Source organism: Halomonas sp. HAL1 (assembly GCF_030544485.1).
Lineage (GTDB): Bacteria > Pseudomonadota > Gammaproteobacteria > Pseudomonadales > Halomonadaceae > Vreelandella > Vreelandella arctica.
This window is the reverse complement of record NZ_CP130610.1, coordinates 1,046,397-1,071,062: the sequence shown is the minus strand read 5'-3', so window position 1 is coordinate 1,071,062 and position 24,666 is coordinate 1,046,397. Positions and strand designations below refer to the sequence as shown.

The following is a 24,666-nucleotide window of genomic DNA, read 5'->3' as shown; positions in this document are numbered from 1 at the left end:
TTGTACCTGCTTTAGCTTACAGTGTCTGAAGTACGACCTCTCCATGTTCGGTCTTTAAGAGTGTGTACCCAAGCGCAAGAGAAAAGAGCAAGGAATAGAACGCAATAATCCTGTACGTCCGCATGCAATCGTATAGTTATTGTGTAAAAATTTCACGTACTGCTTGGCTTATTGCCAAACGTTTTGCAGGCCTTCACTCGATAAGGATTTCGCCCATGCGTTTTAGCCGTGTTTGCAGGTGGCAGGTTGGTAATTGGCAAGCTGGTAAGTGGATAGCGAGTAAATGGATAGTTGTACTCGGCTGTGCGGTGGCTTCAACCGCCTATGCCGACGACGACAAACATTTCAGCGCCGTCATTGAGCGCGCCCAACAGCTTGCTGAAGCGCCTTATCAAACCCCTGAAGAGACGCTGCCTGAGGTATTACGTGAACTCAATTACGATACCTACCGGCAAATTCGCTTTGATCCTGATCACGCCTATTGGCGCAATGAGAGTCCCTTTAGCCTGCAGCTATTTCACAGCGGCTTTCTCTTTCAAACCCCGGTTGCACTCAATGTGATCGAAAACGACACAGCCTCCCCGCTTCTCTTTTCGGCGGAAGACTACTCCTATGATGGCAATGCCGAAAAGCTGAAAGAGCACGATTTATCTGGCAGTGACCACGCCGGGTTTCGTCTGCATTACCCCCTAAATAATGAAGAGTACGCCGACGAGTTTGCCGTTTTTCTCGGTGCTAGCTACTTCCGCATAGTGGGGCGCGACCAAGCATACGGACTATCCACCCGCGGGCTAGCGATCGACACCGCCTCGCCTGAGGGTGAAGAGTTTCCGGCGTTTCGCAAATTTTGGCTTTATAAACCCAGCGCAGACGCCAAACAGATTGAGCTATTAGCGTTAATGGACAGCCCCTCTGTCAGCGGTGCCTATCGATTTATTATTGAACCCGGTGAAAAAACGCAGGTAGAGGTGGAAGCGGAACTGTTTGCCCGCGAAGACATTGCCAAGCTGGGGGTTGCGCCGCTCACCAGTATGTTCACTTACGGCGAGGCAAGCCGTGAGCGTCCCGATGATTTCCGCCCCCAGGTACATGACTCCGACGGCCTGCTGATGCATACCGGTAGCGACGAGTGGATCTGGCGCCCGCTCACCAACCCAACACAGCTACGCACTTCGACGTTTGCTGATAGCTCTCCCCAAGGATTTGGCTTGATGCAGCGGGAGCGTGACTTTAACCGCTACCTTGATATCGAAGCACAATACCACCGCCGCCCCAGTCAGTGGGTGGTACCGTTAGATGCGTGGGGGCCGGGCCACGTGGAACTGGTCGAAATTCCGACACCCGATGAAACTCACGACAATATCGTTGCTTACTGGGTCGCGGATGATGCGTTAAATGCTGGCGAATCCCGTCGCCTCCACTACCTGACGCACACGCTCAACACGCAGCCGGAAGAGCACCACCTTGGCCGTGTGATCCGCACCCGCCATGGCAGTGCCGGCGTGCCGGGGCAAGCGGACTCGGCGACGCCAGAGGAGCGTCAGTTCATTGTCGACTTCCAGGGCGGAGCGCTTGAGGATATCACCGCCGACCAACCTGTCGAGCTGGATATCAGCACCCACCAGGGCGAGGTACAACTGCCCCAGGTAACCGCACTCCCCAATGGCGGCTGGCGAGCGAGCTTTCGGCTGCCCGCAAGCGACCAACCCAGTGATGTTCGCCTGCGACTCATGCTGAACGACGACCCCGTTAGTGAAACATGGAATTACGTCTGGTATCCCGATGCCGGATGAAGATATTCAGAAAACCCGCCTAATGCGGCGCATGGCGCTGCAACGGCTGCGGAGCGCGGGCGGGCTTGCTCGCTCGCTGTTTATTTATTGGCGCCCGGGGCGTCAGCGAGGGCTCCAGCGCCTCTACCAGCCGTTTATTCAGCCCGGCACTATCGCCTTTGATATTGGCGCTCACTTAGGTGACCGCAGCGCGGCTTTTCATGCGCTAGGTGCAAAAGTGATTGCCCTGGAGCCCCAGCCTGATCTCGCCAAGTGGTTTAAGCGATTGGTTAGGCCGAAAAGCATCACGCTGCTCCCCATGGCGGCTGGTCCAACAGAGGGCTTTGCCGACATCGCTATTAGCACCGGCAACCCGACGCTTTCCACCCTGGCCACTGAATGGCGCGAACAGATTGGCGAGCGCAATGCAGGCTTTAGCCAAGTGCGCTGGGAACAGCGCTTGCGGGTACCGGTCACCACGCTGGATACGTTAATTGAAGAGTATGGTGAGCCCAGCTTTATCAAAATTGACGTGGAGGGCTTTGAAGCAGAGGTGCTGGCAGGACTAAGCAGCCCGGTGGCCGCGCTTTCGGTGGAGTTTGTGGCTGGTGCATTAGCGGTCAACCACGACTGTGTTAACCATTTAAGTCGTCTTGGCGAGTATCGCTATAACGTGGTCGCTGGAGAGCAGCGCCATTTCCTTTGGGCCGAGTGGCAAACGCCGCAAGCGATGACCGAATGGCTAAGCGCTGGTGCTGACGAGCTAGCCTCTGGCGATCTCTACGCCTGCCGCTCGGATCATCAGTTGCTTCAGAACAATGTTCACAACAATATCCACAACAATGTTTAAACCCTAAAGGCTTTTCATTTCATGATTCACCACTGGCAAACGCTCACCGCACCGCAGTTAGCCGAGTTCGCCCAACGCGACCCGGTAGCGGTGCTGGTACTCGGCGCCATTGAACAACACGGCACCCACCTTCCTCTAGCTACAGACCTGACCATTGGCGAAGGTCTGCAAGCCGCCATGCTGCAGGAGCTTGATCCGCACCTTAATGTGATCTGCCTACCCGCCATTGCCGTCGGCGCAAGCGATGAGCACGCCAGTTTCCCAGGCACGCTGAGCCTACCAGCGCCATTGGCGATCGCCACGCTAGAAGCGTATGGCGACAGCCTGGCCCGCGCTGGCATTCGTCGTCTGGTACTACTTAATAGCCACGGTGGCAATAAAGCGGTGATGGATTTAGCAGGCTTAACCCTGCGGCGGCGGCATGGAATGCGCGTGGTAAAAGCCACCTACACGCGGCTGCCACCGTTAGAAGGCGCCATTGAGGCTGATGAGCTGCGTTACGGGTTACACGGTGGGCTACTCGAAACTGCCATGATGCGCTATTTGGCACCAATGCTTGTCCAGCTAGATCACTATCAAGCCACACCGCCTGCGGCGCCCGCTGGCAATGCCTTAGTGAGTGCAGAGGGTGCAGCAGCGTTTGCCTGGTTAGCGGAAGATTTAAGCTCCCATGGTGTGGCCGGTGATGCCAGCCACGCCAGCGCCGAATTAGGCGAGCGGCTGGTAATGCATTATGCCCGCCAGTTAGCGGCAGTCGTGACAGAAACTGCCCACCTACCGCCGCTAACCAACTAAAACCACTTCACGATTGGAGCAGCTTGAGTTTGCGGCGGTTAACGCTGCCCGCTTAGTACGTCTTCTAACAGATGCCCGCCGCGGGTGGCCTTGGCGTTTAGATAGCGCTGGTTATGATCGGTAACGCTGCCGTACAGCGCCTGGCGCGAGACGACCTCGATACCGCCCTGGCGCAGCGCTTCCATTTTCAGCGGATTGTTGGTCAGCAGCTGCACTTGCTCAATATCAAGAGCGTTGAGCATATCTACCGCCACGGCGTACTGGCGCTCATCGTCCCCAAAACCAAGCACTTGGTCGGCATCCACCGTATCCAGGCCACCATCTTGCAAGGTGTAGGCGCGCAGTTTATTGGCTAAGCCGATGCCCCGCCCCTCTTGCGCCAAATAAAGCAGCACACCGCCGCCCATGGCCTGAATATCGGCGACTGCATTGCGTAATTGCTCGCCGCAGTCACAGCGCAAACTGCCAAACAGGTCACCGGTTAAACACGCTGAGTGCATGCGCAGTGGCACCGCACCTTCCCAACTCTCCGGCTTACCAATAACGACGGCAACATGCTCGCGTAAGCCGTCCGGCTCACGGAAAAGCACAAAGCGGCTTTCAGCGGCATCCTCCAAGGGAATATGTGCTTCGCTAACGCGCTTCAGCATGCCCGGCGCACCGGCCAAGCAGTGCTCAGCGTCTTTAGCGGTAACTTCCAGTAGCCGCCCTTCTGCTAGCTGCTGCTCGATATTCGCAGCGGCCTCTTTGCTGACAAAAGCACATAGCGCTGCTGGAATTAACAGCGCGCGACGCATCAACGTAACGGCCCCTAGTTCGGCTAAACCCGCTGGCTTTAAGCCGCTTAGCAGCCCACCCGCAGGTTGCGAAAGCGCCTCCGCCGTGGCTAAGCCATGCAGCTCATTGGTGCTTATCCTGGTCGCGAGCGGCAAACTGGCTGCTTCAGCGGCTAACGTTACGCCCATGGCTGCCAAGCGGTGACGGGTAAGCACCAGCGAAGGCCGCGCGCCTGCTAACCGAGCAAGCGCTTCGACTGATTCACTGCCTTCCAGTGCCTGCACTAGCAAACGCTGCTCACCGGCATTTACCACTACTGGCAATCCGCGACGGATATCGAAAATAGCTCGTTCAATCTGGTACATGTAGGCCTCCTGGCTTCCTGGCGTGGGGGTTATTACGCGCTCGCGCTGAACGAGTTGCTCGGGCTACTGGCTCTGAACTACTTGCCCTAGACCAAGTAGAGCCCGCATGATGAAGCGGATTTATTAGCGCGGAGGCGTCATGCCCGACTCCCATGTCAATACGGGTGTTAATAGCAGTGTTATGAATACTAGCGGCACTATTTCGCTGGTCGATGCCTGGCAATGGCTCTCGGCTCTGCGTCATCGGCGCCCTTGCGAGGTGGCGATCACCGTGACGCCAAGCGGCGAGTGGCAAACGGATCAGCCGGTCAGTGTTGAGGCGCGTGAGCTGCTCGACTGCCTGACCCCGCTGGCCAGTCGCCTGGCCTGGGTCGTGGCTCAATTGGGCCAAAGCCTTGATGGTCGCATCGCGACGGAAAGCGGCCACTCCCACTACATCAACGGCCATGAAAGTTTGGTTCACCTGCACCGCCTGCGCGCCCTGGTCGACGCGGTGGTCGTGGGCGCCGGCACCGCCAGCGCCGATAATCCTCAACTGACCGTGCGACACGTTAGCGGTACTAACCCGACGCGGGTGGTGCTGGACCCACGCGGCCGTATCCCTAATGACTTGGCGCTGCTGTGTAACAGTGCCGCGCCGACACTGCTGATTGTGGGGCCTGGGGTAGCGAACACGACGCTGCCTGCCCACGTTCAACGTTGCGTGCTGCCACTGGGTGCCAATGGCCAGTTCAATCCGCTTGATGTCATCACCCTGCTGGCCGATAAAGGCCTGCCCCGTGTGCTGATTGAAGGCGGCGGTATCACGGTATCTCAGTTTATCGAAGCAGGCGCCGTTGACCGGCTGCACCTGCTGGTCGCCCCGCTGCTGATCGGCTCCGGCAGACCAGGGCTTCAAATGACGCCCATCCAGACGCTTGAGAGTGCGCTGCGCCCGCCCACGCGCACCTTCCGCTGTGGCGACGACACGCTGTTCGACCTGCATCTGCGGGATACCACCGCCTGAGGGCTGCGCTTTCTCGCGACGGCTCAGCGCCACCCAAATACCTGGTAGGCTCGCCAGCAGCACCAGCACACCGTAGGCCAACGACACCGCCACGCCTTGGGCGGGCGGCAGTCCTACCAGCGCCCAGACACCAGCCGCAGCGCCCTCCCGTAAACCCCATCCGGCCACGGAAAAGGGCACCAACATCGCCAACAGCAACACCGGTGCCAGTGCCAGCACCTCCAATACCGCTAGCTCAACGCCAATTGCCCGCGCCGCACACACCATCACTAGGCCGTAGCTCAGCACAATGACCAGCGACGAGAATAGTTGCTGAGGCCATACATTACGCCGCCATAAGCCACGTTTAACGTCGCGCGCCAGGGCTTGGCACCAATGCGGCAGCCGTGCCAACCGATGGCTTATATGTTGGCGCAACAGCAGGCCGCTGGCGATAACCACGGCGAGAGCAGCCACGACGCCTAAGCCCACCGTAGTAAGTACTGACACTCCCAGCGCGGCATGCCAGAGCGGTGATAGCAGCAATGCCGCGAGCGTTAGCACGACCACAGCCACTTGGCCCGAGGCGCGCTCAATAATGACCGCTCGCCAAGCGCGACCGCGTGACTGCGCCTGAGCAGCATGACGATGTGCCCGCCCGGCGTCGCCCAGTACTCCACCGGGCAACAGCTGATTAACCAGCAGCGCCAAATAGTACTCTCGCAGGGCATAAGCAAACCGCAGCGGTACATCAATCAACCCAGCGGTAAACTGCCAACGCCAAGCGCAGAGCATGATCTGCAGCGTACTGATGACTAACGCCAGCACTACCCAACCAGCCGAGAAGCGCTGCACTTCCGCCACGATGGCCCGGGGGTCGACCCACAACAACACGGCCCCTAGCAAGGCAATACTGAGCACCACCCGCCGTAGCCATGGGCTTTGCAGGCATGGGCGAATGTACGCGCCTAGCCGGGTGCACAACGTCTGAGCAAACCCCATCGGCTTAGGCCTCTTCCTGAGGCTTGGCAAACGGGGGGATGGCAAAGAGATCACGGTGCCCCACCCAAATCCCCAGCTCGCCGTTGGCCACCGCCTGCTGGCGCTGCTCCAACCAGCTGGCAATGCGTGCCGCGGCGTCAGGGGCTTGTTCGGTGGCGGCCTCAGCCCAACCTTCCAACAGCGCCATCATTAACGGCTGCTGGTCATGGTTGCCAGCAGTCAGTTGCCATGGGGTATCGTCCTGCTCAATGCGATAATCGGCCTTCTCAAGGGTAGCTACTAACACCTCTTGAGCCTGACCGCCCAGCGCATCGCCCAAGCCTTTATCGCGCTGTTGGTGGGCAATAAACATAGCCAACAGCCAGTGGTCTTCATCATCCAGCAACGGCTCGCCCTGGGCATCGATAAAGTGCCACTCTCCGGTCACGCTCAGCGCGATTAGAAGCGCTTGTTGCTGCTCGTCACAGCGCACCACTAATGCCTCGATCCATTGCTGAGAAACCAGATCAAGCAGCGCCGACGCCGTGACTAGGTGCGCATCGCCCAGCGGTACATCGTCAAGCGGCTCCAGCGATACACAGTGCGTTTCGACGGCCACAGGCTGCCCTTGGCTATCGCTTAACCCGGCGGCACGCTGGCGCGCCTGCGCTAACAAAATGGCATCGTGGTCAATCAACTCCCATCGCTGGTGGGCGCTAAAACGCGGGGCCAGAAATCGCATATTGCTCCCCCGGCCACAGCCAAGATCCGCGATCATCGGCGTTGAGCTACGTGCCTCCAACCACTCTGAAGCGAACTGAGCAAGGCGCTGGCTGCGTGAGGCGAAATCAGCGGCCTCGCGCAGCGTTAGCCAATCGGATTCAAACTGACTCCCAGCGCGCAAGGTTAGCGAATCATTGGCGGCATGGTTTTGCGCTGTTAACGCCGCGGCGAAGGCCTCGCTCGCCGCCTGCCAATCGCTTAACTGGCCACGGGCCTGCGCAGCGCCATGACGCAGTTGCTGACGCAGTTTTGCATCGTTACAAAATCGGCTCAACGCGTCTTGAAGCGCCGCAACATTGCCCGGTTCAACGCTTAAACCTGCACCTTCTGGCAAGGTGTCGCGTAGCGCGCCACCGGTGGTGGTAATCACCGGCAGGCCATGGGCCAAGGCTTCGGTGACCACCATGCCATAGCCCTCGTACCAGGAAGGCAGCACTAATGCGTGCGCGTGTTGGTAAGCCGCTTCCAACGTCTCGCTATCGCACTCGCCGTGGAGGTGCACACTGCTTTGTAAACCGTTCTGATCAATCAGCTGTTGCACGCGTTGCGTAAACGCCGCGTCTCGCGCGCCGCCATAGCAGTCGCACTGCCATTGATCACCGGCCACTCCCGCTAGCGCTTGAACCAGAACATCTTGCCCCTTGCGCGGCGTTAGCGTTGCCACACATAGCAGGCGCAGCGTTTCACCAGCTTCTGCTTCTGGGCTAACCGGTGCCTGGGCCACGCCCGGTTCCACTACGGTGACACTTGCATTGATGGGTATGGCGTAGTGCGCTGCCAGTTCCGGCAAACGCCGAGCGGTAAAATGGCTGGTGACAATAGTGCGCGCCACAGAAGCCAGCGCGGTTAACTCGCTGCGATGAAAGCGCTGCTGATCAGCCTCATCAAGGCCCAGTTCATCGCCTAAGGGATGGTGCAGCAGCGCGGTAATGTCCAGCCGCGTTGCATGCTGGGCAACCACGTCAGGCAGCGCCCCCATGGCCAAGCCATCGATCACCACCGCCGCATGGTCGGGAAGTGTCTCAAGCGCTTGAGCTAGTGCCGCTGCCGCTTCGGCGTCCGCATCGGGAAACACGCCTGCCAGGCCCACGACGTCAATCTCCCAGCCCTGGTCACGTAGGGCCGAGACAATACGCGCATCGTAGATATAGCCACCGGTGCGCTGAGCAGGGTCACCGGCAACGATCAAGGTAAAACGCCGACTCATAGCGCGCCTTCGTAACTAGCCCAGGCTACATGAGACTCGTGCAGTTTGATCTCCATATGGGTAATGCCCTGGGCGGTGGTGCCCATTTTGCCTTCGCCGATCGCTTTGGCTAGCTGGTCGAAAATCACCTTAGCCATAAATTCGGTGGTGGTGTTTTTACCTTTAAATTCACTTACGTCATCCAGGTTTTGAAAGTTGTAGCCTGCCAATACCTCTTTGACTGTTTCGCTGGCAAGGCCAATATCGATCACTAAGCCATCCTCATCCAGCTCAGGGCGCTGGAAAACCACATCCACCACATAGGTGGCGCCATGGGTACGCTGGGCGGGGCCAAATATCTCGCCGTTAAAGCTGTGGGCAATCATAAAATGGTCACGAACGCATAAACGAAACATAAAAACTCCTGATTAATTGTTTAAAAACACAAGTTATGCGGAATATCGCAGCCGATGGCAGAGCTCAACACTACCGCGCCCAAACAGCGTATTAGCAAGCGTAGGCAATTGTTTAAAGTCGCTTTCACCGCTGATCAGTGCATCCAACCGCTCATCCACCAGTAAGCTCAGCGCGAGCCTAAGGCGACGCTGGTAGTCCCAACGTGGGCGAAGTTTTGGTGGCAGTTGGCCTACCTGGCTGGCTTTAAGCGTCAGCCGCTGGGAGTGGAAAGCGCCGCCCAAAGGAATCGCGACGTCGCCCTCGCCAAACCAGCTCATTTCGATAATGCGCCCTTCGCTACCCACTACCTCCAAGGCCTGGCGCAAGCCAGCCGAGTGGCCGCTGGCATGGATCACGCAATCTTGATCATGGGGGGCTTGTTCAGGTGTGGCGAAGGCAACGCCTAGCTGCTCGGCGAGCTGGCGGCGCGCTGGGTTGATGTCGACCAAATGCACATCGACGCCGGGTACCTGGGCACACAGGTACGCCACTAGCGCACCGACGACACCGGCACCAATAACGCAAATCCGCTCGCCCAGCATGGGCTCGGCATCCCACACGCCGTTGATGGCCGTTTCCATATTGGCGGCCAATACGGCGCGTTTAGCGGGCACATTGGCAGGCACTTCAAGCACCGCTGAAGCAGGTACGGTGTAGTAGTCCTGGTGGGGGAACAGGCAAAAGACGGTTTTATCTAAGAGCGCGTCCGGCCCTTGTTCAACGCGACCAACGCTGCAGTAACCGTACTTGACCGGGGCGGGAAACTCACCTGACTGAAAAGGGGCGCGCATGCGCGAAAATTCGCTTTCAGGCACGCGACCGTTAAACACCAGCGATTCGGTGCCTCGGCTAATACCGCTGTACAAGGTGCGTACCTGCACTTCATCCTGAGCGGGCGTCGCCAGAGGCTCAGCCCGCAACTCGCCTTGGGCTGGGCTGGTCACCCAGAAGGCGGTGGCGCAGCGGTTTTTGCCAGCGTATAGATTTTTGCCAACATCGTCAGGCGTCGACATGAGCGATCCTTTTCGTTACAAGCTCAACTAAACCGAGCTCTATTTCATTCCATTGAAAGTAGCGTGGGGCCATGGCGCTGCACATTAAGGCGAGGTTGCTCGTTATGTGACTTGGCCCCTTACCATACTGGACGACCACCTCTTGAATGGCCTCATGCAGAATAGTCATTAATGGCTCACCATCTTTAGCGTAGCGGTTGAAGAGAAATTATTCGATTAACAATGTGCAACACTTGAAGCTAACTAGACTATTTTCTTTGATCATATAGACAACCCTACCTTCTTCTACAAGAATGGTACATATAAAAATACTTGCATCATTTATTTCAACTGCGGACAGCGATGCCGCTTCGTGAGCCACCATGCCGTTTTTTTCAAATGCCTCATCCATGACACTACCCAAACGGCTTTATAGCGCTGCAGAGCTACTGCTGGGCGGCTTGGTGCTAATGATTGTAGGTATAGGATTACCTCAATTAATGGCTACCTCGGCCAATTGGTGGGTTGCCTTGGCCTTCTACACGTTTATAGCTATCTTAGTGATGGTGTTCTGGCCCCACGGCTCACTGGGCTGGGCAAACCGGGTAACGCTTGCCCGCGCAGTATTAGTCGCGCTGCTGGCAGGTGCGCTCGCCGCCAATGCGTTTGTAGAGGTCATCTGGCAGTGGTTGGCAATTGCGGTGATCGCTCTACTGTTGGATGGCGTTGATGGCTGGATTGCCAGGCGCACCAAAAGCCACTCGCTATTCGGCGCGCGCTTTGACATGGAGCTGGATGCCCTACTGATACTGCTGCTTTGCGCAGGATTGCTGCGGTTAGAGTCTCTGGGCCTGTGGGTGCTGATGATTGGGGGGATGCGCTACCTGTTTGTAGCCGCCAGTTGGCCGTTCCCCTGGCTTGCAGAACCGCTGTTCGAAAGCTTTCGCCGTAAAGCCGTATGTGTCTGGCAGGTGGTTGCGCTGCTGTTGGCGTTAACGCCACTTACCTCCCACTTTGCTGCCAGCCTGCTGGCCATTAGTGCATTGATTTCATTGCTATATTCTTTTGGTATTGACGTTTGGTGGCTGTCTCGAAAAACATTACCCTCCTAACGACTGCGTCTTATAGGGAGCCGTTTGGCGGCTTAGGAGCCACCCATGCACAAGCAACAAGAGCTTTACAAGAATCGGCGTGAAGCAGGGCGAAAGCTTGCCCACGCATTATCCGGGGCGCGATATGACCTAGTGCTGGCATTACCTCGTGGGGGTGTGCCCGTTGCCTACGAGGTAGCGATAGCCCTTAAACTTCCGCTTGATGTGGTCATCGTGCGTAAGATTGGCGCGCCTGGGCAACCCGAGATTGGGCTAGGCGCTGTCGTCGATGGCGATCCCCCTCAGGTGATATGGACCGCGGATGTGCTACAGTTTTTTCAGCCTTCTGAACGATATCTTGAAGCTGAAGTAGAGCGCCAACTAAGCGAGATAACCCGCCGCCGGCAGGCTTATATTGGTAACCGGGCACCCATTAACGTCAGCGAACGTCGAGTATTATTGGTGGATGATGGTATCGCCACCGGCGGAACCGCCAAAGCAGCCGCCAGAGCACTACGCCAGGCAGGCGCCGCTTCCGTCACTCTGGCAGTGCCTGTCGCCCCGCAGTCCACACTGGATGAGTTAGCTACCGAGGTTGACGATTTGGTCTGTTTAGCTACTCCCGAGCCCTTTATCGCTGTTGGCCTTCACTATCAGGATTTCACCCAAACCAGCGATGACGAAGTGATCACCCTTTTGCAGAAGGCTCACTCTTTTTAACGCCCTCTTTGATATAGATTAAAAGACAAAAAAGCCAGCTTTCACCACGTTTGAACGACGTATGAAAGCTGGCTTTGTTTAAGCTTGGGCTAGGCTTTTACGCTGCCTTAGGCAGCCATCGCAGCACACTCACTGGCACAATGATGGCACGCTTTAGCGCACTCCTGACAATGCTCGGCATCGTGTTTGGCACACTCATCACCGCACGCTTTGCAAATATCAGCACATATCCGGCAGATTTCCTTGGCGTATTCACTCCCCTGGGCCATGAAGGAAGCTGCCAAGCGGCAAATTTGCGCGCATTGGCGATCCAGACGAATACACTCAGCCATCATTTTCACATCATCTTCTTGCAAGCAGGCCGTGGCGCAAGCATCACAATAAACGGCACAGACATTACACGCTTCAATACACGACTTATATTTTTCAAATTCCATCTTTCCACCCTCCTTGTCAAAAAACGAGAGCACGGCTGGACGTTCGCAAGATAAGGCCTTACAAGCCGTACGTTGAGCTCCAATGGGCCGCATTTCTATGGAGTTCGTATAAAAGAGTAGAACAGCCTGCTTTCAACACAAGCGAAGCAAGCGGCCTCATTAACGGCCTAGCACTCCAATCCTAGCCGCTGGTGCCACTCGGCAAGACTCTCATCCGGATACTCATCAAAGCATTTGTCTTGAAACTGCGCATTGACCTCGACCCAGTCCGCCCGGCTTCCCAGCATCATGTGCGTTTTCTTGGGAGGGGTCGGCAAGTCGGTATCAATCGCTGAGGCAAAGGGATGCACCAGCTCGGGCCAATCGGGGTCATAAACCCATAGCGACGATGCGCAGTGTTTGCAGAAATGCCGCTCCCCTGTGCTCTGCTCCCCCTTGATAAGCGCGCGATAGACGCTGATATGCTCTTCACCCCTCACCTTTAGCGTTTCGTTATCGCCGCTAAGGTTGATGGCGTAGCCGCCACCGCCTGCCGTTTTGCGACAGATGGAGCAGTAACAGCGGTTGAAAGGATAAGGGTGGTGTGACGTCACACTAAACGTCACTGCTTGGCAGTGGCATGATCCTTCGAGCAGCATAGTTGCCTCCAGTGCTGGCTTGAATACGCTTTAACTCTATTCACTATAGCCAAACCAGCGTAAGCCCCGCATTTTTCTGCGGGGCTGAGCCTCTATTTTCAAACTACTGCCTATTTTCAATCTACCGCCCATTTCCACCTACTGCTCATATTAGCCATCACACGGTAGGACAAGCCTCGTTAGCTTTAGGCGGGCAATTCCCCCTGGTTAACATCTTCTTCAGTGTTCATGGTCGAAGCGTGATGGCTGGTCAAAGGACCAGCCAGCTTGCGCAGCGCTACGTAGAACACCGGAGTCAGGAACAGGCCAAACAGCGTCACCCCAATCATGCCGGCAAACACCGCCGTACCCAGCGCCGCCCGTACCTCGGCGCCTGCGCCGGTCGCGATTACCGAAGGCAACACCGCCGCTGTGAAGGCGATCGACGTCATGATGATCGGCCGCAGCCGCAACCGGCAGGCTTCCAGCGCCGCTTCCACTACGTCCTTGCCCTGCAACTCCAGCTCACGGGCGAACTCCACGATCAGGATGGCGTTCTTACACGCCAGGCCAATCAGCACCACCAGGCCCACTTGGACAAAGATGTTGTTGTCGCCGCCACCAAACCAGACGCCAATCAGCGCCGCGAGCATCGACATAGGCACGATCAGAATCACCGCCAGCGGTAGCGTCCAGCTCTCGTAGAGGGCCGCCAACACCAGAAATACCAGCAGGATCGACAGCGGGAAGACCACCAGCGCCGCGTTGCCTTGGGTGGACTGCTGGTAGCTCAAATCGGTCCACTCCAACGCCATGCCCGGTGCCAGCACCTCTTCCGCCAGGGCGGTAATAGTATCCATTGCTTGTGTGGAAGAGAGTACCCGGGGATCGAACTCGCCGGCCAGGTCCGCCGCCGGGTAGCCGTTGTAGCGCAACACTGGGTCCGGGCCGAAGGTTTGTCGGATATCCACCATCGTGCCGATGGGCACCATTTCCCCCTGGTCATTACGAGTGCGCAGTCGGGCGATATCTTCCACGCTGGCTCGGTAAGGAGCGTCCGCCTGGGCGATCACCTGCCAGGTGCGGCCAAAGCGGTTGAAGTCATTCACATAAGTCGAGCCAAGATAGGTCTGCAGGGTGTCGAACAGCTCGGTCAAGGGTACGCCCTGGGCCTTGGCCCTCAGCCGATCCACCTCGGCATCCAACTGCGGCACGTTGGATTGATAGCTGCTGATTGGAAAGCCCATCCCCGGCGTTTGCGCAATCGCGCCTTGGAGTTGGTTCACCGCCTGCTGCAGCGCCCCATAGCCAAGGTTGCCGCGATCCTCGATAAACAGCTGAAACCCAGACCCATTGCCTAGCCCCAGGATCGGCGGAGGCATAAAGGAGAACGCAAAGCCCTCTTTCAAGCCGCCAATTCCCTGGTTGATGCGGGCATTTATTTCCGCAGCGCTAAGGCTGCGCTCACCAAAGGCACTAAGGGTAAGAAAGGCCACACCGGTGTTGGAGGTATTGGTGAACTGCAGCGCGTTCAGGCCGGGAAAGGCAATGGCGTGCTCCACACCTTCGGTCTCCATGGCAATGTCCACGACGTCCTGAAGCATCTGGTCGGTTCGCTCCAGCGACGCACCTTCCGGCAGAATTACGCCCGCGATCAGATAAAGCTTGTCCTGCACTGGAATAAATCCAGGCGGCACCGCCTTGAACATCACCCCGGTGCCCAGCAGCAACAGCGCGTAGACCACAAACACCGCACCACGATGCTTCAGGGAGCGGGCCACACCGCCCTGGTACTTGTGGGAACTGGCGTTAAAGAAACGGTTGAAAGGACGAAAAATCCAGCCAAACAGTTTATCGATGACTCGAGTGAGTCGATCTTTGGGCGCGTCGTGGGGCTTGAGCAGCATCGCCGCCAGCGCGGGCGACAGGGTCAGCGAGTTGATGGTGGAGATCACCGTGGAGATGGCAATCGTCACCGCGAACTGGCTATAAAACTGACCGGTCACCCCCGACAGGAAAGCCATGGGGATAAACACCGCACACAGCACCAGTCCCACGGCGATGATAGGCCCGGAGACTTCACGCATAGCCTGATGCGCGGCGGCCTGGGGCTTGAGGCCTTCCTCGATGTTCCGCTCCACGTTTTCCACTACCACGATGGCGTCATCGACCACGATACCGATGGCCAGCACCAGCCCAAACAGGGTCAGCGTGTTGATGGAGTACCCCAGCAGGTAGAGCGCCCCAAAGGTGCCGATCACCGAGACCGGCACCGCCAGCAGCGGGATAATCGACGCACGCCAGGTCTGCAGGAACAGCGTGACCACCAACACCACCAGCAACACGGCTTCCAGTAGGGTGGCTATCACTGACTCTATAGAGTCATTCACAAAGATGGTGGTGTCGTAGACCGCTTCGTACTCAACACCTTCAGGGAACTGCTCGGACAGCTCATCCATGGTGGCGATCACCTGCTCGCGAATCTCCAGCGCATTGGCCCCCGGGGCCTGGAATATCCCCACACCCACCGCGTTTTTGCTGTCCAACTGCGAGCGCAGCGTATAGTCCCCGGCGCCCATTTCCAGCCGGGCCACATCCGAAAGCCTGAGGATCTCTCCGCTCTCGCCGCGCTTCAGCACGATGTCGCCAAACTCCTCCACTGTTTCCAGCCGCCCTCGGGCGTTGATCAGGGTGAGAAAGTCACTCTCTTCAATGGGTTCGGCTCCCAACTGCCCGGCGGAGACCTGCACGTTCTGTTCGCGCATGGCTCCCACCACATCGCTGGCTGTCAGGCCGCGGGTGGCTATGCGATCGGGATCAAGCCACGCCCGCATGGCGTAGTCCCCACCGCCAAATATCTGTGCATCCCCAATCCCTTCGAGCCGGGCGAGACGGTCACGGACATTCAGCCGCACATAGTTGCGCAAATAAAGGGTGTCATATTCACCGCTGGGCGAGGTTAGGTGAACGACCATCAGAAACGTCGGCGACTGTTTCTGGGTAGTGACACCTTGACGACGCACAGCTTCCGGTAGCCGGGCCTCGGCCTGGCTAACGCGGTTCTGCACCCGAACGGCGGCCTGCTCGGCATCGGTGCCTGGGCGGAAGGTGACGGTCATTTGCAGCACGCCATCAGAACCCGCCACGGACTTGAGGTACATCATGTCCTCGACGCCATTGATGGCTTCTTCCAACGGCGTCGCCACGGTCTCGGCAATTTCCTTCGGGTTGGCGCCGGGGTAGACCGTACGAACCACCACCGATGGCGGCACCACGTCCGGGTACTCACTAATGGGCAGATTGGGAATGGAGATCAGCCCCACCGCCAGAATAATGATCGATAGCACCGCCGCAAAAATCGGTCGATCCACGAAGAAACGGGAGAAATTCATGGCGGTTAATCTTCCCTGGCAGCAATGGTGGGCTGAGCGTTCACCGGCGGTACATCAGCCACCTTATGAGGGGCGACTTCCATACCCGGCATAAAGACTTTTTGCACCCCATTAACGATCACTCGGTCACCGGCGGTGAGCCCTTCAGTGATGACGGTTTGTTCTGCCACTTGGCGCCCGGTGGTTACCTGGCGCCGCTCTGCGCGGTTATTGGCATCCACCACATAAACGTAGCGGCGATCCTGGTCGGTTAATACCGCCTTGCGATCCACCAGCAGCGCCTGCTCTAAACGCGCTATCGGCATTTCGACCCGCGCAAATTCCCCAGGCCGGATGCGACCATCAGGGTTGGCCAGCACCGCTCGGAACTGCAGAGTTCCCGTATTGGGGTTCAAATGGTTGTCGATAAAGTCCAAGGCGCCTGCGTGTTGCCGCTGCGGGTCGCCGCCCAACTCAATGGTGAGGCTGTTCGGCATATCACCGATTAGCAGTGTCTGGCTGGCAAACGCGGCTTGTTCGTCCGCCTCGAAATAGACATGCACCGGATCGATGCTCACCAGCGTGGTCAAAAGGCTCTGATCGGCGTTGGCCAGATTGCCGCGGGTTACCATTGCCCGACCGGCACGACCACTGACCGGCGCCGTAATGCGGGTGTATTCCAGGTCTAGCTCGGCGGTATCTAACGCTGCCTCGGCGGCATCCACCATAGCGCGAGCATTATTCAGTGCCGCTTGACGCTGGTCGTGCACCTCTTGGGAAATGGCCTGACGCCCCAGCAATACCCTGGCGCGCTCGGCTTCGCTGCCAGTCTGAGCCAGTTGGCTCTTGGCCTGAGCAAGATCCGCCTGGGCAGCACCAACACGGGCCTGATAAGGCCGCTGATCAATCAGGAACAGCAGATCCCCCTGCTCGACCAGTTCGCCCTCTTCAAACGCCACTTCCTGAATATAGCCACTCACCCGGGCTCTTAACGCAACCGTTTCAGCCGCTTCCACCCGCCCGGTAAACGACTCGCTCAAGACCACCGGCTGAGCGACGATTTCCGCGACGTCGACTTCCGGCGGCGGCGGAGAAGCAGGCGCTGCTGCCTCCTCACTTTTGGCCTCGCACCCGGTCAACAAGGCCGTTAGCAGCAGAAACAGAATCACCGCCCGGCTGCTTGCAAAACGGCTTCTTTGAGACAGACTTCCCATGATGACTTGCTCCAGTGGCTACCGAAAACCGATAGCAGCGTTCGTTGTACATTTCGCACCGCGCAGGCGGTTGACGATTTAACTAGTCGTTTACGCAGCGTCAGAATCGACAGTCGTTTATTGTTATCAGGAGGGCTGAATGGGCTGGCATGATCGAGCAGTGGCTTACTGTCAACCGGACGTTACTCAACATAGGCGACACGAACGCATTCGAGGTAGCGGGTTTCTGCGGGAAGATTGCCTAATTCTGCCGTGGCGGGTGAAAGCATTAACAAGGCGGGCGACTCAAGATAAAGCGCTATTTCCGCGCCTGAGCTTGATGAAGGTCTGATGACACACAGCGTGGATTGCCGGTTTCTGCGAGGTGCTTGCCTGAACCTGCAAAAACACATGAAAAAGCCTTCGATTGGTAAAGCGAAGGCATATACTTCGAGCTGTTAGGGAGGAGAGCCATTGACCGTTATCGTACCTGAGCAGATCGCCCATTTCAGCGACAGCCTGCCCCAGCAGCTGAGCCAAATCGCCCGCCGTTGGACGCCCTTGGAAGAGCTCCAGGATACGGCGATTGCCGAAGTGCAACTCGTGCGTGCTGACGCCCCCACCAGCTTTCACTGTGCCGTATACGAGCCGTGCCTGTGCTTTGTCATTCAGGGCAGCAAGACCGTGCTATTGGGTGACAAGGAGATCGTTTACACCGGCCCCAGCTACATGGCGAGCGCCGTTCATCTACCGGTGGTAGGCAGGATTGACCATGCGACTCCCGAGCGCCCTTACCTGGCGGTTAAGGTCTCGGTGAATCCTCAGGAGGTAGCGGGACTGATACTAGAACTGGGCGACACAGCACCGCCCGCGGGGAATGATGCTATCTGCCCCGAGATGGACTGCGGTTTAAAGTCGGCCCCCATGGATTCACGTATGCAGAGCGCGCTTTACCGGCTCTTAAGCCTGCTCGACGCCCCTGAAGATATTAAGGTGCTTTCGCCCCTAGCCCGTCGTGAGCTGATCTATCGGGCACTGATGGGTGCAATGGGGCCTCACATGCGCCGGTTTACCACCTCGGACTCCCAGGCTAACCGCATTGCGCGGGTCATCTACGCTCTTAATGAGCACTACGCCCAGCCGCTAAAAATCCGCGAGCTGGCGGCAGTCGCCAATATGAGCGAATCAACCCTGTACCACAGCTTCCGGCAAGTCACCCGTATGTCGCCGCTACAGTTTCAAAAGAAGCTACGCCTACATGAAGCGCGGCGGCTCATGCTGGCCGAAGGGTTGGAAGCAGCCACTGCCAGCTACCGGGTAGGTTATGAAAGCCCCTCCCACTTCAGCCGCGAATACAGCCGCATGTTTGGTGCCCCGCCGCGGGCAGATGTTAGCCAGTTGCGTGCAGCCGGAGCAGCGCCGCTGCCCGCTTAGTCGGCAGCGTTATGGGTATCTAACGCAGTTGGTAGGGAAGCAAACTCACTCTGCAGGCAAACGTTGGCTGCATCGGCACCTGTTTTATCGAACGTGTCGTAAAAACACATCTGATTAGAACCGGCTTTTTTGGCTTGATACATCGCCTGATCCGCGGCTTCTAACAACGCATCGGGAGTGGAGGCAACGTCAGGATAAAAAGCGATCCCAATGCTGACGGAAATCTGAATGCGCTGTTGCCCCATGTGAAATGGCATCGCCAGGGCATCGATGATCGTCTGCGCCACAAGCTCGACATCTTTGCGCTGCTCGGCGCCGGTGAGAATCACGGTAAATTCATCCCCACCTAGACGGGCAACCGTATCGTTGGCTCGCACACAGTCGGCAAGGCGTTCCGCCACATCAGACAGTATGCGGTCCCCCGCTTCATGGCCAAGCGAGTCGTTGACGTCTTTAAAGCCGTCAAGATCCATAAAGAGCAGCGCAAGAGGCCGACTACGGCGCTTGGCATGTTTGATTTCCTGCTCCAACCGGTCCAGAAAAAGGCGCCGGTTCGGCAAGCCGGTCAAAAGGTCGTAGTGGGCGTTATGCCATGCTTTCTCTTCCGCAATGGCCTGCTCAGTAATATCGCGGGAAATGCACACCGTCGCTTCAGTGTCTTGTTGTTCATCAAGCACGGGGGCAAGTAGATACTCGAACCGCTCACCCTGGCCAGAAGCAAAGGTGTGGGCAAACTTACCGCGAAAAGTAGTCTGTTCAGCAATGACCTTATCCAAATTGCGCTGAAAGTCAGAGGCAAAGGAAAAGCCAAGATCAAACGTGGATTTACCAATAATCGCCTCAGGCGCCATCGCGAACAAATCGGCAGTGGCCTTATTGGCATAGATAAACCGACCGTCGAGATCCAGCACGTAAATTGGGTCGGGCGATGCGAGTAGAATGGCGCCAAACAGGCGGGTTTCCATCTCTTTTTCGGTAGCGTACTGCTCCAATGATTCAGCGACGGCCTGGTCTATCGCTTCATGGAAACGGGTGAGATCTTCAAGCCGTCGGCCCGCAAGTGTTGGGTGCGCTTTACTCCAGTGCGACACCACGCTCGCGCGCAGCGCCCGAAACTCAGATACCGTTTCAATAACGGTGAAGCCGCTGTTCTGGCGGTCCCCTCCGTGCACTTCTGCCCAAGTCTCTTCCTCACCCTTTGGCGCGTCCCCTTTCGATTTAGCAGCCTGTGCGGACTCATCCTGATGTGAATCGATATCAGCGGCAATCGCCAACAGCATTTCCTTGGCATGATCGCGCAGACTGTCCCTGTCCATATTCTTAGCATGATAGAGGGTCTTAGAAAATCTTTCCCAATCAAGCAGGATCGCCTCTATTTCAGTCCGAATAAACGCCGCTAATCGCATATTAATCTCTACTTATTTAGCTCAAATTAACAACAGAAAAGATCAAGTAAAATGCCCGCTTCATGCGAATTTTCACTTAATATCCCTGTTTCAACCATGCTCAGCATGCTAACAGAAAGCGTTAGTAAGTCAGTGAGTGGCTACTTTAGCACGAGCACCCAATGTCGAAGCATGATTTTGTCTGCTCGGTGGTGACTACCCAGTGTTTGAACAACGAGAACCTAAACAACTGTGCTTAATTTCATTAATTTAAAAACCACACATAAGCGACTATCTGAAAATTTAAACTATGATTTAAAAATCCACCAAATGATTAACACTAACTTAAATATTAAAAGGAAATACTGCCCGATTAACCAGAGCAGGCATAAGATTAAAAAAGGCAACAAAATCAGCTAGCACACACATTGTTAGCCAAGGCTATGTTAGTTCGCTATTTCAAACTTTATTTTTATAAAACCACCTTGTTTGTTTATTAAAAGCTGATAGGATTCAGCACTATTAAATACCCGACGATTAAACTCAAGTATGGATTCTGCTTTCATACTGACGGGATTCTACGCGGTACTTTTTTCAGTGAGCGAGTGCATATTTCATGACGCCTATCACCCTGCTATTCCTGGCCGTTTCCATGTCGGCAGACGCCTTTGCGGCCTCTCTCAGCAAAGGCGCCGAGCTGCAAAAGCCTCGTTTCCGGCATGCTATTGGTATTGGCTTGGTATTTGGCGTGATTGAAGCAATAACACCAGTGCTTGGCTGGGCGGCGGGTAAGGCATCGCAGCAGTATGTGCAGGCCTGGGATCACTGGGTGGCCTTTACGCTGCTCTCGATTATTGGCCTACATATGATGTATGCCGGGCTCAAGAAAGACGACAAGATAGAACAGCGCAAACAAACACTCTGGTTATTAGTGTTAACCGCCACGGCGACTAGTATTGATGCCATGGCCGTGGGCGCCAGCCTTGCGTTTATTGATGCCAACATTATCGCCACCAGCTTAGCGATTGGCCTCGCCACCACCGTCATGGCTTCCATGGGCACCTTCCTGGGCCACAAACTCGGCAAGTTTGTTGGCCACTGGGCGGAGCTGATTGGCGGCGTCGTATTGATTGGTATTGGTTTAGCAGTATTGGCAGAACACACCGCGTTTTTTTGAAGAATTCCCTCCCCTCCAGGCTTCCTACTTCCCCAGCTCGTTAGCGCGTCTACCTGTACTGTTCAAGCCTTAGGGAGTAGGGTAGCCATCCGGATTGATCCTCTCAGCGCTTTGTTGCTGCTTTATTGCAGCTTTCTGCGCGCGTTTAATCCGGCCCCTCTATTAAGGCGCTTCCAACGCCTGAACTTGCACGACCAGGCTGCCAACCGCAGTCTCATCTCGCTACAGACATACCTAGAAAGATGTTCTGTTTTTTACTTACGTCCTGTCGCGGCCACCCCGTAAAGGGAACTGTGGTTGCTATTTAGGATGCTAGGGCTGCAAAGCCTACGGGTATTCAATGAACGAAGAAAATTTCTATCAATTCTCTACTCTGACTGTGCTCGCCTTACTGGCGGCTTTTTATGGCGGCACTTACCTGCTGACCCTGCTGATTAAGAAGAAAAAGGAAAATACCGACGCCTTTATGGTGTCCAACCACCAGATCGGCTTTGGCCTTGGCGCTGCCAGCATGACCGCTACTTGGATCTGGGCGGCCTCGTTCTACGGCGCGGCCACCTCAGGTTACACCTACGGTATTTCCGGCCCTTTGCACTATGGCCTATGGGGCGCGTTGATGATTCTGTTCATCTATCCCTTTGGTCGTCGCTTTCGCAAACTGGCGCCCAATGCCCACACCCTCGGTGAGCTGATCCACGCCCGCCATGGCTCTTCCAGCCAGTTGATTCTCGCCTCCTCCAACATTCTGGGTAGCATCATCAGTCTGATGGTGAACTTCACCGCTTCCGGCGCGCTGGTCTCGGTGCTTTCCCCCCTCTCGTTCCAGGCCGGTGTGATTATTGCCGGGGTTGGGGTGCTCTCCTATACGCTGTGGTCAGGTTTTCGCGCCTCGGTGCTGACGGATTTCGCTCAGCTAATGGCGATGATGGCCGTGGCCATTCTGATTATTCCAGCGGTGATGTTTGCCCTCGGCGGCCCAGAAACGTTGTCAGACGGCATGAGTCTCCTTACGCCAGAACAAGCCAACCTGTTCTCGATGGACGCGATTCTCAATCAAGGTGCGCCCTTCTTTGTGGCGGTGCTGGCTTACGCGATTGGTAACCAGACCATCTCCCAGCGGCTATTTGCCGTGCGTGAAGACCATATCAAACCGACCTTTATCACCGCGACCATTGGTTACGGTGCGATCGTCATTGGCCTTGGCATGATTGGCTTGATGGCGCTGATGACCGGCATGGAGCCCATTGGTGGCGACATGAACAACCTGATCCCGCAGATGGTTTCGATGTACCTCTCGCCGGTGTTTATCGGGCTGTTCTTTATCCTGGTCATCGGTTCGCTCTCCTCTACCGCTGACTCGGACCTCTCTGCCATGTCGGCGATTGTGATGGCCGATGTGTACGGCAAGAACATCGCCAAAAACAAACCTGACCCGACCAAGATGCTGTTTATCGGCAGGCTGACCATGATCGTTGCAACGCTGATTGGGGTGATTCTCGCCAGCTTCTCGATGGACATACTGATCATGCTGGTCTTTGTTGGTGCTCTTTGGGGCGCGATCGTGTTCCCGGTTATCGCCAGCTGCTTCTGGGATCGAGTGACTAACAAGGCCTTCACCTCTGCGGTGATCGCGGGCCTAGTGATGTTCTGCGTCGCACGATTTGAGTTGCTGCCCTTGGTCGGCGTAGTCGGCGGGCTATTCGAACTACTCGCCGCCGTCGGCGGTGGTGTGGTGCTCGGCTTGATGGCCTTCGGGTTCTGCGGACGCCGGGTGGGTGTGATCTTCGGTGCACTCTGCGCCATCGTGCTGGCCTATTTCTGCGTCGGATTCCTGCGGGACTACACGGTGCTACTGGCTTCACTCATGGCCTACGGCGTCAGCACCATTGTCTGTATCGGCGTCAGCCTGATGAGTTCCAATAAGTTCGACTTCACGCAGATTAATCAAAAAGTGATCAACTACGACCCGGCCAAGCCTGCGACTCAAGGCTAAGCCCAGCGTCACGCTAGAATCACTTCATCCGCTGGTGCGCCAAGCGCACCAGCCAAGCAATAGGAAAGCGCATGCAAACCTTTATCTTGGCGTTATACGTACTGATCTGGCCGTTAATATCACTCGCCATATTCGCGATCATCGGCATCGCCACCGTCAAAGACATCCGCATTGCACGACGCAATAAGCGCGAGCTGGTGTGACATAGCTATTCATTGATGAACAGCAATAGTAGGGGGAGTAAGTGCGGCAAAGGACTGCCGTGACTTACAGGCCTACATTAAGCTCCAAAAGGCATCGACCAGCGGATTTTTTAAGTTTTTCTTCAACGTAAACAAGCCAATATCGTAGGGTTCCAGCTCCGGCGTCACGTCGAGCACCCGAATACGATCCTTCAATGGGCTGTTATCGAGCACAATTTTTGGCACCACGCCAATGCCGAAGCCCAAGCTCACCATACTCACAATCGCCTCATTTCCCGTCACCTGTGCATAAATGCGCGGGGCGATATCGCGTTGGCGAAACCATTCGTCCACACGCGCTCTTGAGACACCGCTCTCGGATAAAATCATCGGAATATTCGCCCACTCTTCCGATGCGGTTGGCGAGGTCGTGGGAACATTCGGCACTTGCTGCTCAAGCGGCGCAATAAATAACAGCGGCGACGTCGCAATGGGCTTAAAGCCTAACCCGCGAGGTAGGTTGGCGGGACGTGCCGCGATGCTGAGGTCTTCTTTACCGTCCCGCACATGCGCAATCGCGTGTTCCGGATCTCCCGTGCGCAGCTTTATTTCAATCCCAGGATAGGCAATACGAAAGCGGCGCAGCAGCTCGTATAGAAAGCTGTAACTCGCGGTGACGGAACCGTACAAGCTGATTTCACCGCTTAATTGATCAGCGTTGTCGGTTAACTCATGGCGGATCAAGTTCCACTGGCTGCTGGTATCGCGCGCGTATTTAAGAAACTTCTGGCCTTCCTGGGTCAACGCTACGGTCCGGTTGTCGCGATTAAACAGCGGCACACCCAGCTCGTCTTCTAAATGACGAATGTTGCGCGACAGCGCAGAAATGCTGACATGGCACTCATCGCTGGCGCGCCCGAAATGCAGCGTTTCTGCCAGGGCGAGGAACTGCTTTAACAGTTTAATATTCATAATAACGTCGGCGCTCCGCGACTGCGTTCATGGCGGTGTCCGAATACTAACCAACTGTTTCTAAAAATGGGACGTGATATTGCAAATATATCAATTTAAGAAAGAGTCACACTTGTATACATTACCTCTCATCACATACCGCTAGCGCTCAC

20 protein-coding genes and 1 pseudogene are annotated in these 24,666 nt (G+C 56.4%); 10 read left to right on the top strand and 11 right to left on the bottom strand.

All coding sequences use genetic code 11. The features are described from left to right. Positions 1–215: 215 nt before the first annotated feature. The 3 genes from Q3Y66_RS05090 to Q3Y66_RS05080 are packed head-to-tail and all read left to right on the top strand — an operon-like array spanning position 216 to position 3,417. Positions 216–1,793 carry a glucan biosynthesis protein gene (locus Q3Y66_RS05090; RefSeq protein ID WP_008958239.1) on the top strand — a complete coding sequence of 526 codons (1,578 nt, stop codon included), beginning with the start codon at positions 216–218 and terminating at the stop codon, positions 1,791–1,793. Further along, on the top strand, positions 1,753–2,622 hold the full coding sequence (locus Q3Y66_RS05085; RefSeq protein WP_238528541.1) for an FkbM family methyltransferase: 870 nt from the start codon (positions 1,753–1,755) through the stop codon (positions 2,620–2,622). The genes Q3Y66_RS05090 and Q3Y66_RS05085 overlap by 41 nt, the downstream gene beginning before the upstream one ends. Before the next feature lie 21 nt (positions 2,623–2,643). Then, a complete protein-coding gene (locus Q3Y66_RS05080; RefSeq protein ID WP_008958241.1) occupies positions 2,644–3,417 on the top strand; it encodes a creatininase family protein in 774 nt (257 codons plus the stop codon). A gap of 38 nt (positions 3,418–3,455) precedes the next feature. Here Q3Y66_RS05080 and ribA read toward each other — a convergent pair whose 3' ends face one another. After that, positions 3,456–4,559 carry a GTP cyclohydrolase II RibA gene (gene ribA, locus Q3Y66_RS05075; protein ID WP_008958242.1) on the bottom strand — a complete coding sequence of 368 codons (1,104 nt, stop codon included), beginning with the start codon at positions 4,557–4,559 and terminating at the stop codon, positions 3,456–3,458. A 139-nt stretch (positions 4,560–4,698) separates the two neighbouring features. On the opposite strand from ribA, the gene Q3Y66_RS05070 reads away from it, so the two are divergent. Then, positions 4,699–5,565, top strand: a complete 867-nt coding sequence (locus tag Q3Y66_RS05070; RefSeq protein WP_368411725.1) for a RibD family protein — start codon at positions 4,699–4,701, stop codon at positions 5,563–5,565. Between the two features lie 57 nt (positions 5,566–5,622). Here Q3Y66_RS05070 and Q3Y66_RS05065 read toward each other — a convergent pair. From Q3Y66_RS05065 to Q3Y66_RS05050, 4 genes and pseudogenes are all read right to left on the bottom strand, one after another. Then, positions 5,623–6,546 (bottom strand): annotated as a pseudogene (locus tag Q3Y66_RS05065) (lysylphosphatidylglycerol synthase transmembrane domain-containing protein); the annotation flags it as partial. Positions 6,547–6,550: 4 nt separating this feature from the next. Continuing rightward, on the bottom strand, positions 6,551–8,515 hold the full coding sequence (locus Q3Y66_RS05060) for a glycosyltransferase (protein WP_008958244.1): 1,965 nt from the start codon (positions 8,513–8,515) through the stop codon (positions 6,551–6,553). Further along, positions 8,512–8,910 carry a 6-carboxytetrahydropterin synthase gene (locus tag Q3Y66_RS05055; RefSeq protein ID WP_008958245.1) on the bottom strand — a complete coding sequence of 133 codons (399 nt, stop codon included), beginning with the start codon at positions 8,908–8,910 and terminating at the stop codon, positions 8,512–8,514. Before Q3Y66_RS05055 ends, Q3Y66_RS05060 begins: the two co-directional genes overlap by 4 nt. A gap of 33 nt (positions 8,911–8,943) precedes the next feature. Next, on the bottom strand, positions 8,944–9,963 hold the full coding sequence (locus tag Q3Y66_RS05050; RefSeq protein ID WP_008958246.1) for a zinc-binding alcohol dehydrogenase: 1,020 nt from the start codon (positions 9,961–9,963) through the stop codon (positions 8,944–8,946). A 362-nt stretch (positions 9,964–10,325) separates the two neighbouring features. Between Q3Y66_RS05050 and Q3Y66_RS05045 the strand changes: the two genes are divergently transcribed. Together Q3Y66_RS05045 and Q3Y66_RS05040 are read left to right on the top strand one after the other, a co-directional pair. Beyond that, complete coding sequence (locus Q3Y66_RS05045) at positions 10,326–11,054, top strand: CDP-alcohol phosphatidyltransferase family protein (protein WP_035586911.1); 729 nt, start codon at positions 10,326–10,328, stop codon at positions 11,052–11,054. 45 nt (positions 11,055–11,099) lie between these two features. After that, entirely contained in the window at positions 11,100–11,753 is a 654-nt protein-coding gene (locus Q3Y66_RS05040) for a phosphoribosyltransferase (RefSeq protein ID WP_008958250.1), read from the top strand. Between the two features lie 107 nt (positions 11,754–11,860). Here the strand turns inward: Q3Y66_RS05040 and Q3Y66_RS05035 are convergent, their stop codons facing one another. From Q3Y66_RS05035 to Q3Y66_RS05020, 4 genes are all read right to left on the bottom strand, one after another. Next, the gene (locus tag Q3Y66_RS05035; protein ID WP_008958251.1) at positions 11,861–12,190 is read right to left on the bottom strand and encodes a four-helix bundle copper-binding protein; all 330 of its coding nucleotides are present in this window, start codon (positions 12,188–12,190) and stop codon (positions 11,861–11,863) included. A gap of 167 nt (positions 12,191–12,357) precedes the next feature. Continuing rightward, positions 12,358–12,828 carry a GFA family protein gene (locus Q3Y66_RS05030; RefSeq protein ID WP_008958252.1) on the bottom strand — a complete coding sequence of 157 codons (471 nt, stop codon included), beginning with the start codon at positions 12,826–12,828 and terminating at the stop codon, positions 12,358–12,360. 185 nt (positions 12,829–13,013) lie between these two features. Continuing rightward, a complete protein-coding gene (locus Q3Y66_RS05025) occupies positions 13,014–16,199 on the bottom strand; it encodes an efflux RND transporter permease subunit (RefSeq protein WP_008958253.1) in 3,186 nt (1,061 codons plus the stop codon). Positions 16,200–16,204: 5 nt separating this feature from the next. Further along, a complete protein-coding gene (locus Q3Y66_RS05020) occupies positions 16,205–17,392 on the bottom strand; it encodes an efflux RND transporter periplasmic adaptor subunit (protein ID WP_008958254.1) in 1,188 nt (395 codons plus the stop codon). A gap of 453 nt (positions 17,393–17,845) precedes the next feature. On the opposite strand from Q3Y66_RS05020, the gene Q3Y66_RS05015 reads away from it, so the two are divergent. Further along, on the top strand, positions 17,846–18,805 hold the full coding sequence (locus Q3Y66_RS05015; protein WP_008958256.1) for an AraC family transcriptional regulator: 960 nt from the start codon (positions 17,846–17,848) through the stop codon (positions 18,803–18,805). On the opposite strand, the gene Q3Y66_RS05010 is transcribed toward Q3Y66_RS05015, so the two are convergent. Beyond that, on the bottom strand, positions 18,802–20,121 hold the full coding sequence (locus Q3Y66_RS05010; RefSeq protein WP_337998525.1) for a GGDEF domain-containing protein: 1,320 nt from the start codon (positions 20,119–20,121) through the stop codon (positions 18,802–18,804). The genes Q3Y66_RS05015 and Q3Y66_RS05010 overlap by 4 nt on opposite strands. Before the next feature lie 685 nt (positions 20,122–20,806). Between Q3Y66_RS05010 and Q3Y66_RS05005 the strand changes: the two genes are divergently transcribed. From Q3Y66_RS05005 to Q3Y66_RS04995, 3 genes are all read left to right on the top strand, one after another. Further along, the gene (locus Q3Y66_RS05005) at positions 20,807–21,367 is read left to right on the top strand and encodes a manganese efflux pump MntP family protein (protein WP_008958258.1); all 561 of its coding nucleotides are present in this window, start codon (positions 20,807–20,809) and stop codon (positions 21,365–21,367) included. Between the two features lie 340 nt (positions 21,368–21,707). Continuing rightward, entirely contained in the window at positions 21,708–23,360 is a 1,653-nt protein-coding gene (locus Q3Y66_RS05000) for a sodium:solute symporter family protein (RefSeq protein ID WP_008958259.1), read from the top strand. A 71-nt stretch (positions 23,361–23,431) separates the two neighbouring features. Continuing rightward, positions 23,432–23,563, top strand: coding sequence for a putative transporter small subunit (locus Q3Y66_RS04995; protein WP_008958260.1), 132 nt, complete (start codon positions 23,432–23,434; stop codon positions 23,561–23,563). Between the two features lie 72 nt (positions 23,564–23,635). Here Q3Y66_RS04995 and ilvY read toward each other — a convergent pair whose 3' ends face one another. Then, positions 23,636–24,514: an HTH-type transcriptional activator IlvY gene (ilvY, locus tag Q3Y66_RS04990; RefSeq protein WP_008958261.1), complete on the bottom strand. Its 879-nt coding sequence runs from the start codon at positions 24,512–24,514 to the stop codon at positions 23,636–23,638. Positions 24,515–24,666: the final 152 nt, after the last annotated feature.

What these genes read in the sequence shown, in the direction of transcription:
- Q3Y66_RS05090 (WP_008958239.1), top strand. Translation starts at nt 216, where the DNA reads ATGCGTTTTAGCCGTGTTTGCAGGTGGCAGGTTGGTAATTGGCAAGCT.
- Q3Y66_RS05080 (WP_008958241.1), top strand. Translation starts at nt 2,644, where the DNA reads ATGATTCACCACTGGCAAACGCTCACCGCACCGCAGTTAGCCGAGTTC.
- ribA (WP_008958242.1), bottom strand. Translation starts at nt 4,559, where the DNA reads ATGTACCAGATTGAACGAGCTATTTTCGATATCCGTCGCGGATTGCCA.
- Q3Y66_RS05070 (WP_368411725.1), top strand. Translation starts at nt 4,699, where the DNA reads ATGCCCGACTCCCATGTCAATACGGGTGTTAATAGCAGTGTTATGAAT.
- Q3Y66_RS05060 (WP_008958244.1), bottom strand. Translation starts at nt 8,515, where the DNA reads ATGAGTCGGCGTTTTACCTTGATCGTTGCCGGTGACCCTGCTCAGCGC.
- Q3Y66_RS05055 (WP_008958245.1), bottom strand. Translation starts at nt 8,910, where the DNA reads ATGTTTCGTTTATGCGTTCGTGACCATTTTATGATTGCCCACAGCTTT.
- Q3Y66_RS05050 (WP_008958246.1), bottom strand. Translation starts at nt 9,963, where the DNA reads ATGTCGACGCCTGACGATGTTGGCAAAAATCTATACGCTGGCAAAAAC.
- Q3Y66_RS05045 (WP_035586911.1), top strand. Translation starts at nt 10,326, where the DNA reads ATGCCGTTTTTTTCAAATGCCTCATCCATGACACTACCCAAACGGCTT.
- Q3Y66_RS05040 (WP_008958250.1), top strand. Translation starts at nt 11,100, where the DNA reads ATGCACAAGCAACAAGAGCTTTACAAGAATCGGCGTGAAGCAGGGCGA.
- Q3Y66_RS05035 (WP_008958251.1), bottom strand. Translation starts at nt 12,190, where the DNA reads ATGGAATTTGAAAAATATAAGTCGTGTATTGAAGCGTGTAATGTCTGT.
- Q3Y66_RS05030 (WP_008958252.1), bottom strand. Translation starts at nt 12,828, where the DNA reads ATGCTGCTCGAAGGATCATGCCACTGCCAAGCAGTGACGTTTAGTGTG.
- Q3Y66_RS05025 (WP_008958253.1), bottom strand. Translation starts at nt 16,199, where the DNA reads ATGAATTTCTCCCGTTTCTTCGTGGATCGACCGATTTTTGCGGCGGTG.
- Q3Y66_RS05020 (WP_008958254.1), bottom strand. Translation starts at nt 17,392, where the DNA reads ATGGGAAGTCTGTCTCAAAGAAGCCGTTTTGCAAGCAGCCGGGCGGTG.
- Q3Y66_RS05010 (WP_337998525.1), bottom strand. Translation starts at nt 20,121, where the DNA reads ATGGACAGGGACAGTCTGCGCGATCATGCCAAGGAAATGCTGTTGGCG.
- Q3Y66_RS05005 (WP_008958258.1), top strand. Translation starts at nt 20,807, where the DNA reads ATGACGCCTATCACCCTGCTATTCCTGGCCGTTTCCATGTCGGCAGAC.
- Q3Y66_RS05000 (WP_008958259.1), top strand. Translation starts at nt 21,708, where the DNA reads ATGAACGAAGAAAATTTCTATCAATTCTCTACTCTGACTGTGCTCGCC.
- Q3Y66_RS04995 (WP_008958260.1), top strand. Translation starts at nt 23,432, where the DNA reads ATGCAAACCTTTATCTTGGCGTTATACGTACTGATCTGGCCGTTAATA.
- ilvY (WP_008958261.1), bottom strand. Translation starts at nt 24,514, where the DNA reads ATGAATATTAAACTGTTAAAGCAGTTCCTCGCCCTGGCAGAAACGCTG.